Source organism: Streptomyces sp. NPDC001732, assembly GCF_053596315.1.
In genome coordinates, this window is sequence record NZ_JBSFFY010000113.1 from 1 (window position 1) to 11,212 (window position 11,212).

Sequence of the window (11,212 nt, forward strand, 5' to 3'; positions counted from 1 at the left end):
TGTTCGGTATGGGGGGCCGGCCCCCCGCCCGCGCCCCGGGGGGCCCCATCCCGAAGCCCCGACGAAGAGCCCACGGCGCACGTCACCCGCTCCCGACCCGGACGGGGCCTCCTCCGTCACGACGTCTCCGGCCCGGTCGTCGGCTCGGGGCCGGGGTGCGTCCTTGACGGGGCAGGTGTGTCCAGTTCGGGCAGGATGTGCGTGATGACACCGATCCGCTCGGCTCCCTCGGGAGCGGTCGCCGCCGCCTCCGGCGTGTCCCACCGGTAGCGGGCGAGCACGTCCCGCAACTCCCGGCGCAGGGCGACGGTTTCCTCCGGCGTGAGCCGCAGGGCCCAGTCGCTCATGTCGAAGGTGCCCCGCCACGCACGGGGCATCGTCTGCAGCTCGTTCAGCGTCTGCTGGGTGCGCAGGGTGTAGGTGGCGGAGACGGACTGCAGATACGTCAGCGCGGCCTCGGGCTCCTGAGCGGCCAGCTCCTGATCGCTGAGCTCCGTCGTCCGGTGCACCGAGCGCCACCAGCGCTCGCGCGCGTTGCCGCGTTCCGCGTCCTCCTCGACGAAACCGGCCGCGCCGAGCCGGCGCAGGTGGTAACTGGCCGTCCCGGAGTTCACACCCAGTCGCTCCGCGAGGCGGGTGGCCGTCGACGGGCCGTGCTTCCGCAGCTGTGAGACCAGCTGCACGCGTACCGGATGGGCCAGGGCGCGCAGCCCCTTGGCGTCCAGAACGACCGAGTTCCCTTCGGCGTTCTCCTCGACGGCGGGGCCGTCCGGTCTCTCCGGCGCATCTGTCATACGGCACACCTCAGACCGCAAGGAGTTCTTCGCAAAGGTTTCTTTGCGAAGAACTCCTTGCGAAGGAGTCCTCGGGCTTCACTCCCCGCGCGGCCCCGCGGGTGCTTCCGCGCCGCCACCCAGCAGCTCCGCCAGCGCGTCGGCCAGCCCGCCGCGCCAACAGGCGTAGTCGTGGCCGCCGTTGAACTCCCGGTAGGTCACGTCGTAGCCGCGGGCACGCAGGACGTTGCGCAGTCGGCGGTTCTCCGCGAGGAGCAGCCACTCCTGGAGGCCCACCTCCAGCCACAGCCGGACCGGCCGCCGGTGGCCGGACGCGTACTGCCGGGTGAGCCACTCCGCGCCCTTGTCGGGGTCGTCGTCCGGCCACCAGAAGGACCCCGACTGCGACACCGCGAGGCCGAACCGGTCGGAGCGCCGGAACGCGGCGAACGCGGCGGTCAGCCCGCCCGCGCTCTGCCCGGCCACGACGGTCCGCTCCGGCCGCGCCGGTGTGCCGAACTCCGCCTCCGCCCACGGCAGCAGCGTGTCCGCCAGCCAGTCCACGAACGCCCCGTTGCAGCTCAGGTCGTCCATTCGGGCGCTCATCGTGTCCACCATCAGCGCCGCCGTCGGCGGCAGCGATCCGGCGGCGTGCATCCGGTCCAGCATGGCGCCGGCGTCCAGCACCGGGCCCCACATCTCGCCGTCGAGCAGCACGGCGACCGCCTGCGGGGTCACCGGCCCCCCGCGCCCCGCCGACAGCCGGACGGTCACCCGGCGGCCGTCGACCTCGCGTTCCAGCGCCGTCCCGCGCGGTACGGGGCCGTCGTCGGCGACGTACGGCTGCGGCGGGGCGCCGGGCAGCGACAGCACCGAGGCCGGGCGGCGCCCGCCGTGGGAGGGCAGGAGGGGCACCGGGCCGAGCGGGTCGGGCAGGGCCCGGTCCAGCGCGGCCCGCCAGGACGCCCGGTCGGTGCGCAGCAGCTCCTCGCGGGTGCCGTGACCGGGCAGGAACTGGTACGAGGCGCGGTGGTCGGCGCGCAGCCGGTGGGAGAGCGCCCATACGGAGGTGCCCTCGACGCGCCGCATCAGATGCCGGGTCAGGTCCCCGGCGTGCCGGTCCCGGTCGGTGACGGTGTGCACCAGGAGCAGGACGTCCGTGGCGGGCCGGTCCGGGTCCTCCCGCCGGACGAAGGTGACCAGGCGGTGGTCCGGGTCGCCCTCGGGGTCGGGCTCGACCAGCGGGGTGCCCGTTTGTTCGGCGTGGAGCCAGAACTCCGCCTCGGCGCCCGGCACCCCGGCCCGGACTCCGTCGCGCAGGGCCCGCAGGGCGGGGCTGAGGGGAGTGGTCACGTTGGTCTGCCTTTCGTGCGAATGTCGTGGACGGGCGTGCCGGTGACGGCGGTTCATACCCGGGTGGCGGCGGACCGGCCCAGCAGCACCCACAGCAGGAAGGGTCCGCCGAGCACCGTGGTCACCACGCCCACCGGCAGTTCGGAGCCGGAGAAGACGATCCGTCCCACGGTGTCGGCGGTCACCGTCAGCACCGCCCCGGTCAGCATCGATCCGATCAGCGGCACCCTGAGCGGACCGGCGAGCCGGGCGGCGATGACGGGGGAGGCCAGCGCGACGAACGCCACCGGGCCGCACACCCCGACCGCCAGACCGGCGAGGGCCACGGCCAGCAGCAGGCATACCAGCCGGACCCGGTTCGGGCGGACCCCCACCGAGGTGGCGGTCACGTCGTCGAAGCGCAGCACGGCCAGGTGCCGCGCCACCGCGAGGGCCGCCGGGACGAGGACGACGAGCCCGATCAGTACGGGCACCGCCACCGAGTAGCCGCGCCCGTTGAGGCTGCCGGAGGTCCAGACGTACAGCGAACCGGCCGAGTTGAGGGAGCGGCGGGACAGCACCACCTGGGTGACGGCGGAGGCCAGGGCCGACATCGCGAGGCCGACGACGAGCACCCGGTAGCCGCGGGTGCCGAGGCCGCCGGAGACGGCGGTGACGACGAGCACGGCGGCGAGGGCCCCGAGCGGCCCGGCCCACCAGTCGCCGAAGGTGCCGGTGGTGCTGAGGGTCACCGACAGCAGCACGGCGGCGGTGGCGCCGTCGTTCACGCCGAGCAGTTCGGGGGTGGCGAGCCGGTTGCGGGCCAGCGTCTGGGTCAGACAGCCGGCGAGCCCCAGGGCCGCGCCCGCGGCCAGCCCGGCGACGATCCGCCCGAGCCGGAACTTCTGCACCAGCAGTACGTCGAAGTGGTCGCCCTGTCCGAACACCGCGCGGAAGGTGCGGACCACGCCCATGTCGCTCTGGCCCGCGTACGCGGACAGCACGACGGCCACCACCGCCAGTGCGGCGAGGACGAGCACGGCGAGGGCGGGCCGCCGGTGCACCAGCAGGGAGAGCGGGCCGCGGCGCAGGACCGCCGTGCCCGAGGCGAGCGCCCCGGCGGTCCCGGTCTTCCCGGCGGTCCGGGAGGGCCGCAGTTTTCGCAGGGCGCCGGAGAGCCCGGCGGGCAGCAGGGTCCGGCCCGGCTTCGACGGGGCGCTGTCGGCGGCCGGTTCGGTCATGCCCATCGCGGTCAGCTGCCGCGAACGCACGATGCCGATGAGGACCGGAGCACCGATCAGCGCCACGATCACCGACACCGGCGCCTCGAACGGCCGGGAGACCACCCGGGCCGCCACGTCCGCCACCGTCAGCACCCCGGCGCCGATCAGCCCGGCCAGCACGACCCGGGCGGCGGGCCGAGTGGCGGCCAGTGCCCGCGCCAGGAATCCGGCGAGGAGACCGAGGAAGGAGATGGGCCCGGCCAGCGCGACCGCGCCGGCGGTGAGCAGCGTCACGGCCACCGCGACCGTCGTACGGATCACCGAGGGGCGGTGGCCGAGACCGCGGGCGAGGTCGTCGCCGAGGGCGAGGGCCGACAGCGGACGGGTCACCAGCAGCGCCACCACGAGGCCGACGACGAGAACGGGCAGCAGCCGGCCGAGTTCCCCGTACCCGTCCACCCCGGCCAGGGAGCCCAGTACCCAGAACCGGAACCGGTCGTAGGTCTCGGCGGAGTTGACCAGGATCACGCTGGTCAGTCCGCCGAAGGTGGCGCCCAGCGCGGAACCGGCGAGCACCAGCCGCATGGGCGAGCTGCCGTTGCCCCGGCCCGCGATCAGCAGCACCAGTCCGCTGGCGACCACCGCGCCGACGAAGGCGCACACCAGGTAGGCGTAACCGGAATTCAGCCCCAGCAGGGCGATGCCGGCCACGACCCCGAGCGAGGCACCCGCGTTGACGCCCAGCAGACCGGTTTCGGCGAGCGGGTTGCGGGTCACGGCCTGGAGCAGACAGCCCGCCACGCCCAGGGAGGCGCCGACCAGCACCGCGGTGAACGTGCGGGGCAGCCGCAGATCACCGATGACCAGGGCCAGACGGCTGTCCGAGCGGGCACCGTGACGATTCAGCAGGTAGTCCAGCACCCCGCCGGGACCGACCTCGCCCGCCCCGACGCACAACGAGACACCGCACAGCAGGACGAGGGCGGCTGCGAAACCGGCGATCACCGGTCCGGTGCGGCGGCGGGAGGGCTCGGCCGCGGGACGGCGCTCCGTTCCGGCCACGGGGCCGGTGGGGGAGGACCGGTCGGCCCCCGCCGTCAACGTCCCTGTGTTTCCGCCCTCTTGTCCGTCGGAGCGGGGAGCCTCGGACTGCCGTATGCGCATGAAGTGAGGTTAGCCTAACCATAGAAAGTCGAAGTCGCCGGTCGGGGCGGACGGCTGTCAACTTCGCTGAAATAAGGTTAGGCTTACCTTATGAAGTGGGGGCCAGTCGTGTCCGACGCCATATCCGACGCTTCCGCGCCCGTGGCGGAACGAAACACCCGAGGCCACAACGGCGTCCCGGGCGGGGGTGGCATGCTCGCCGACCGCCGCGCTCTGGTCACCGGGGCCGGTCAGGGCATCGGCGCGGCCGTCGCCCGTGCGCTCGCCGCCCAAGGGGCCCATGTGGCGGCGACCGACCGCCACGCCGGGGGCGTCGAGGCGCTCGCGGCCGAACACGCCGCGGCCGACGGCGCGTCGAGACCGGGCGGCGGCATCACGCCGTACGCCATGGACGTCACCGACGCCGCGGCCGTGCACGCCGTGATCGACACGGTCACCACCCGGCACGGCCCGCTGGACATCCTGGTCAACGTGGCGGGCATCCTGCGCCCCGGCCCGGCGGCCGAACTGTCCGACGAGGACTGGGCGTCCACCTTCGCCGTGAACACCACCGGGGTCTTCCACACCGCACGGGCCGTCGCCCCCGGCATGGCGGACCGAGGCCGCGGCAGCATCGTCACCGTCGGCTCCAACGCGGCCGGCGTGCCCCGCGTGCACATGGGCGCCTACGCCGCGTCCAAGGCCGCCGCGGCGATGTACACCAAATGCCTCGGCCTGGAACTCGCCCGCACCGGCGTCCGCTGCAACGTGGTGGCCCCCGGCTCCACCGACACCGCCATGCAGCGCGCGCTGTGGCAGGACCCCGACGCGCCCCGCCGGGTCATCGACGGCGACCCGGCCGCGTACCGCACGGGCATCCCGCTCGGCCGCATCGCCGAGCCGTCCGACATCGCCGAGGCGGTCCTGTTCCTGGCATCGGACCTGGCCCGGCACATCACCATGCAGGAGCTCTACGTCGACGGCGGCGCGGCCCTTCGCTGACCCTCGCCCCCGCGCACACCCCGCGCACCGAACACACCCCCGAACCCCCCGCACCGCACGCCGAGCCCGCAGCCGGACGTGCGAGAAACGGAGCCATCGTGTCGACGGCACCGCAAGTCGCCGTGTCCCGCACCCTCGCCGAGCCGGACCACCCCGCCGTGGGCGTGGCCACCGGCCTGCTCAACTCCTATGTTCCGGGAGCCCGTTTCCTCGGCACCCCGACCCGCACGCTGCTCGGTGAAGGTGTGCACAGCGAGGTGCCGCACGACGAGCGGCCACCGGCCCTGCGGGTGGCCGCCACCCTCGCCGCGGCCCGCTCCGCCGGACACGCCGCTCCCCTCGTCATGGGCGCCGTGCCCTTCGACCAGGACGCCCCCGCCGCGCTCGCCGTGCCGGCCGTCCTGCACACCGCGCCGCCGCTGACCGCCGACCCGCTGGTCGCCCTGCCCGCGGACCCGCCCTCCCGGACCGGAATGGCGATCCATCAGGAACCGGCGCCCGAACAGTACGCGGCCTCCGTCGCCGCCGCCGTCGAGCGCATGTGGAAGGGCGAGTTCAGCAAGGTCGTGCTCGCCCGCACCCTCCGGATCGACGCCAGCCGCCCGTTCGACGTCGCCGCCATGCTCCAGCGGCTGGCCCGCCGCGACCCCTCCGGCTACACCTTCGCCCTGCCCACCGGACCCGACCGCACCCTGCTCGGCGCCAGCCCCGAACTGCTGGTGTCCCGGCACGGCTCCCGTGTGGTCGCCAACCCGCTGGCCGGCTCCGTACCGCGCAGCGACGACCTCGCCGAGGACGTACGACGCGCCGCCACCCTCCTGGAATCCGCCAAGGACCTGCACGAACACGCCGTCGTGGTCAACGCGGTGGAGGAGAACCTCGCCCGGTACTGCACCGGCCTGACGGTCCCCGCCCTCCCCACTCTGGTGCGCACCGCCACCATGTGGCACCTGTCCACCACCGTCACGGGTCGGCTCCGCTCCACGGACACCGCCGCCCTCGAACTGGCCTGCGCACTGCACCCGACCCCCGCCGTCTGCGGCACCCCCACCGACACCGCCCGCCGGGTGATCCGGGAGAGCGAGGGCTTCGACCGGGGCTTCTTCACCGGCATGGTCGGCTGGGGCGACGCCGACGGCGACGGCGAATGGGTCGTCACCATCCGCTGCGCCGAGGCGGAGCCGACCTCGCTGCGCCTGTACGCCGGTGCCGGCGTGGTGGCCGCCTCCGACCCCGAGGCGGAGACCGCCGAGACCGCCGCGAAGTTCCGCACCTTCCTCGGCGCGGTGGGGGCCCGGCTGTGACCGTCCACCCCATCCCGACCTGGCCCGCCGAGTACGCCGAGCGCTACCGCGCCGCGGGTCACTGGCGCGGCGAGACCTTCGGTGCCGTGCTCCGCGACCGCGCCGCCGCCCACCCCGACCGCGTCGCGATCGTCGACCCGGCCACCGACCGGCGCTGGACCTACGGCGAACTCGACGTCCGGGCCGACCGACTCGCCTCCGGGCTGCTCGCCCGGGGCATCGGCAAGGGCGACCGGGTGGTGGTGCAACTGCCCAACATCGCCGAGTTCTTCGAGGTGATCTTCGCCCTCTTCCGGATCGGCGCGCTGCCGGTCTTCGCGCTGCCCGCGCACCGCGAGTCGGAGATCGGCTACTTCTGCGGGTTCACCGGGGCCGCCGCCTACGTGATCGCCGGGGAGCACGGCGGCTACGACTACCGGGAGCTGGCGGCGAAGGTCCGGGCCGAAGTCCCCACCCTGCGCCAGGTGTTCGTCGCCGGGCCGGGCGCGGGCGACTTCGAACCGCTGGACGCGGTGCACACCGACCCCGTGCCGCTCGACGGCCCCGACCCCGGGGACCTGGCCTTCCTCCAGCTCTCCGGCGGCAGCACCGGCATCCCCAAGCTGATCCCGCGCACCCACGACGACTACATCTACTCGCTGCGCGGCTCCAACGAGATCTGCGCGGTGGACGAGCGCAGCGTCTACCTGTGCGCCCTGCCCGCCGCCCACAACTTCCCGCTCTCCTCGCCCGGCACGCTCGGCGCCCTGTACGCGGGTGCCCGGGTGGTGCTCTGCCCGCAACCCAGCCCCGAGACGGCCTTCCCGCTGATCGAACGGGAACGCGTCACCATCACCGGCCTCGTCCCGCCGCTCGCCCTGATCTGGACCGAGGCCGCGCCCGGCACCCCGTACGACCTGAGCAGCCTGGACGTCCTGCTGGTCGGCGGCGCCAAGTTCAGCGAGCAGGCCGCACGACGGGTCCGCCCGGCCCTCGGCTGCACGCTCCAGCAGGTGTTCGGCATGGCGGAGGGGCTGGTCAACTACACCCGCCTCGACGACCCCGAGGAGACCGTCGTCACCACCCAGGGCCGCCCCATCTCTCCGGACGACGAGATCCGCATCGTCGACGACGAGGACGAGGACCTGCCCCCGGGCAGCTCCGGCCACCTGCTGACCCGCGGGCCCTACACCATCCGCGGTTACTGGAACGCGCCCCGGCACAACGCCCGCGCCTTCACCCCGGACGGCTTCTACCGCACCGGTGACATCGTCCGCCGCACCGGAACCGGCCATCTGATCGTGGAGGGCCGGGCCAAGGACCAGATCAACCGGGGCGGCGAGAAGATCGCCGCGGAGGAGGTCGAGAACCACATCCTCGCCCACCCCGCCGTCCACGACGCCAACGTGGTCGGGGAACCGGACCCCTACCTCGGCGAACGCACCTGCGCCTACGTCATCCTGCGCGCCGGCGCCGAGCCGTTGAAGCCGGTGGCCGTCAAACGCTTCGTCCGCGAACGGGGCCTGGCCGCCTACAAGGTGCCCGACCGCGTCGAGTTCGTGACCGCGTTCCCGCAGACCGGCGTCGGCAAGATCTCCAAGAAGGCCCTCCGGGCCGCCGCCCACCCGGGCCCGGAGACCACCGCCCCCACGGGCACGGGCGCCCCGGAGACCGCTGCCCCCACGGGCACGGGCGCCCCGGCCTCCGATCCCCCCGCTGCCACTCCCGCCCCCGAACCGGCCGGTCACCGGCCGTCCACCTCCGCACAGGACTGAACGAGAAACCCCCATGGCCCTGCCCAGAATCACCCCGTACCCCATGCCCGCCGCCGCGGAACTGCCCGCGAACCGGGTCGACTGGAAGGTCGACCCGGCCCGCGCGGTCCTGCTCGTGCACGATCTGCAGAACCACTTCCTCTCCGCCTACGACGTCCGGGCGTCCCCCGTCCCGGAACTCCTGGCGGGCGTGGCCGCGCTGAAGAAGCGCGCGGCGGAACTCGGCATCCCGGTCCTCTACACCGCCCAGCCGGGCGGCCAGACCCGGGAGGAACGCGGCCTGCAGCAGGACTTCTGGGGCTCCGGCCTGCCGGACGACCCCACGGCCGCGGCGATCGCCGAAGCCGTCGCGCCCGGCCCGGACGACGAGGTGGTGACCAAGTGGAAGTACAGCGGCTTCGTGCGCACCGACCTGGCGGACCGGCTGGCCGCCCTCGGCCGTGACCAGCTCGTCGTCACCGGCGTCTACGCCCACATCGGCGTGCTGATGACCGCCTGCGACGCCTGGATGCGCGACATCCAGGCCTTCGTCGTCGCCGACGCCGTGGCGGACTTCTCGGCCGAGGACCACGCCATGGCCCTGCGCTGGGCCGCCGGCCGGTGCGCCGTCGTCACCACCACCGACACCGTCCTGGAAGGGAACTGACCCCGTGACACTCACCCTGCGGCAGATGCGCGAGGACATCGCCGACGTCCTCGGCGAGTCCGTCGACGACATCCCCGACGACGAGAACCTCGTCGACTACGGACTCGACTCCATCCGCCTGATGGCCCTGGTCGGCCGCTGGCGCGAGGCGCACGGCATCGACATCGCCGTCGCGGACCTCGCCGAGCGACCGGCCGTGGAGGCATGGGCCGAACTCCTGAAGGCCACGGACTGACCCGCCCGCCGGGGAAGCACCGCATCCCCGGACGGCCGCGCCCACGAACAACCAGCCGGGCGCGGCCGTTCGGGCGCCGGCGGCCCGACGGTCCGGTGGGTCAGGCGTGGCCCGGCGGCCGGCCCGGGTCCGGCCCCGGGGCCCCGGTGTCCTGGCGCTCGACGGCCTCACCGCGGATGACGCGGGACGACGCGGCTTCCCCGTCGTCGTTCCGGGTGTCCTTCATCGCCCTGGCCTCGGACTTGAGGATGCGGGCCGACTTGCCCGCGGAACGGGCGAGGTCGGGGAGCCGCTTGGCGCCCAGGACGAGTACGACCACGATCAGGACGATCGCGAGTTCGCTGATCCCGAACATCAGTCGTCGTCCTCGTCCTCGTCGTCGCCTTCGAAGAAGTCCCCCACCTCGTCGACGACTTCGGCCGCGACCATGCCGCCGACGACCCCGACCGCGAGCCCGGCCGCGCCCACCGCGACGGCCGTGCCGATGCCCGGACCGGAACGGTGGCCGCCGTCGTGGGAGTGGCCCCCGTGCTGCCCGGCGTACGGATCGCCGTGCCCGTACGAGGATTCCGCCGCGTACGCCGAACGGTGCTCGACCAGCTGCCGCAGCCAGCCGTCGACGAGCGCCGCCCAGTCCTGGTGCTCCACCCCGTCGTGCGTGACCGTGAACCGGGTGAGCGCGTCGTGCCCGTCGGAGAAGAGCCCACCGCGCTTGTCGGCCTCCAGGACCACCTCCATGCCGCCCGGCGAGGCGAGGAAGGTGACCTCGATCTCGTTGACCGCGTGCGCGTACTGCGGCGCCGGGGACAGCTCGATCTCCTGGTAGAAGGGGAGTTGCTGGCCGGTGCCGCCGATGTGCCCGTACTCCAGGTCCGCGGACTTGAAGCCGAAGCCGAGCCGGCCGAACGCCTCCAGGACGGCCTCCTGCACCGGCAGCGGACGGACGGTGAGCCGGTCCAGGTCGCCCTTGTCCTTGGCCCCGGCCACCGCCAGTTCGGTGCGCACGCCGAGGACGATGCCCAGGTCCTGTTCGTACAGCTCGGTGATCGGGGCCTCCCACGGCAGGACGACCGTGAACGGAACACTGCGCTGCTCGCCCTCGGCCAGCCGGAAGCCGCCGCCGACGATGAAGCGCTCGAAGGCCACGACGCCCTCGCTCTCGCCCTCCTCGTGCTCGGCCTCCACCCGTGCGACGAGCTCCAGCGTGATGTGCTCGATGTCGAAGTCGGCGTTGCCGCCCTTGAGATGGACCTGACCGGACAGCGGCCCGCCCGGGGCGGCCGCCCCGGCGTCGAGGACCGTGTCGACGGTGGGGCCGCCCACGCCGAGCGAGCCGAGCAGTCGTTTGAACACCATGGCGGCGTTCACTCCCTTATGTGCGTACGGGGGTGCGGGGGAGCACGGGCACATCGAAGGAAGCACCCGAACTCTACAAACGCGTAGAAGCATAGGGCCGGTGGAGGGGGTGCAGGAGCCGTGCGGGCCCGGAGGGCGGGAAAGTCCGAAAAGAATCGCCCACGAGGGCCGAGCAGCCGCTTGACGAGCACGTTTTGCCGTGCTTTTACCGTGTCCGGTGAGCGTACCGCCCGCATCGCACCGCCATGACGCGGACGCGGTACGCGGCCGGCCCCGCCGACGCGGGGGAGCGTCGGCGGGGCCAGCAGGTGGATCTCCGGGTGGCCCCGGGAGCGGGGCGTTCCGGTCTCGGGGGTCAGCCCTTGCGGGTGTTGACTTCCTCGGTGAGCTGGGGGACGACCTGGAAGAGGTCGCCCACGACGCCGTAGTCGACGAGGTCGAAGA

10 protein-coding genes are annotated in these 11,212 nt (G+C 73.7%); 5 read left to right on the top strand and 5 right to left on the bottom strand.

Translation table 11 applies throughout. The features are described from left to right. Positions 1–116 precede the first annotated feature (116 nt). From ACWCXX_RS39050 to fhuB, 3 genes are all read right to left on the bottom strand, one after another. Positions 117–794: an ArsR/SmtB family transcription factor gene (locus ACWCXX_RS39050; protein WP_451135770.1), complete on the bottom strand. Its 678-nt coding sequence runs from the start codon at positions 792–794 to the stop codon at positions 117–119. Positions 795–872: 78 nt separating this feature from the next. Then, entirely contained in the window at positions 873–2,126 is a 1,254-nt protein-coding gene (fes, locus tag ACWCXX_RS39055; RefSeq protein WP_451135772.1) for an enterochelin esterase, read from the bottom strand. A 53-nt stretch (positions 2,127–2,179) separates the two neighbouring features. Next, on the bottom strand, positions 2,180–4,492 hold the full coding sequence (fhuB, locus tag ACWCXX_RS39060; protein WP_451135774.1) for a Fe(3+)-hydroxamate ABC transporter permease FhuB: 2,313 nt from the start codon (positions 4,490–4,492) through the stop codon (positions 2,180–2,182). A gap of 192 nt (positions 4,493–4,684) precedes the next feature. On the opposite strand from fhuB, the gene ACWCXX_RS39065 reads away from it, so the two are divergent. The 5 genes from ACWCXX_RS39065 (at position 4,685) to ACWCXX_RS39085 (ending at position 9,412) form a co-directional block, all read left to right on the top strand. Next, positions 4,685–5,473: a 2,3-dihydro-2,3-dihydroxybenzoate dehydrogenase gene (locus ACWCXX_RS39065; protein ID WP_451135787.1), complete on the top strand. Its 789-nt coding sequence runs from the start codon at positions 4,685–4,687 to the stop codon at positions 5,471–5,473. A gap of 98 nt (positions 5,474–5,571) precedes the next feature. Further along, entirely contained in the window at positions 5,572–6,777 is a 1,206-nt protein-coding gene (locus ACWCXX_RS39070) for an isochorismate synthase (RefSeq protein WP_451135776.1), read from the top strand. Then, entirely contained in the window at positions 6,774–8,531 is a 1,758-nt protein-coding gene (locus tag ACWCXX_RS39075; protein ID WP_451135778.1) for a (2,3-dihydroxybenzoyl)adenylate synthase, read from the top strand. Before ACWCXX_RS39070 ends, ACWCXX_RS39075 begins: the two co-directional genes overlap by 4 nt. A gap of 13 nt (positions 8,532–8,544) precedes the next feature. Then, positions 8,545–9,177: an isochorismatase family protein gene (locus ACWCXX_RS39080; protein ID WP_451135780.1), complete on the top strand. Its 633-nt coding sequence runs from the start codon at positions 8,545–8,547 to the stop codon at positions 9,175–9,177. Positions 9,178–9,181: 4 nt separating this feature from the next. After that, complete coding sequence (locus ACWCXX_RS39085) at positions 9,182–9,412, top strand: phosphopantetheine-binding protein (RefSeq protein WP_451135782.1); 231 nt, start codon at positions 9,182–9,184, stop codon at positions 9,410–9,412. A gap of 100 nt (positions 9,413–9,512) precedes the next feature. On the opposite strand, the gene ACWCXX_RS39090 is transcribed toward ACWCXX_RS39085, so the two are convergent. Together ACWCXX_RS39090 and ACWCXX_RS39095 are read right to left on the bottom strand one after the other, a co-directional pair. Beyond that, on the bottom strand, positions 9,513–9,767 hold the full coding sequence (locus ACWCXX_RS39090) for a twin-arginine translocase TatA/TatE family subunit (protein WP_451135784.1): 255 nt from the start codon (positions 9,765–9,767) through the stop codon (positions 9,513–9,515). Next, a complete protein-coding gene (locus ACWCXX_RS39095) occupies positions 9,767–10,768 on the bottom strand; it encodes a sporulation protein (protein ID WP_451135786.1) in 1,002 nt (333 codons plus the stop codon). Before ACWCXX_RS39095 ends, ACWCXX_RS39090 begins: the two co-directional genes overlap by 1 nt. Between the last annotated feature and the right edge of the window lie 444 nt (positions 10,769–11,212).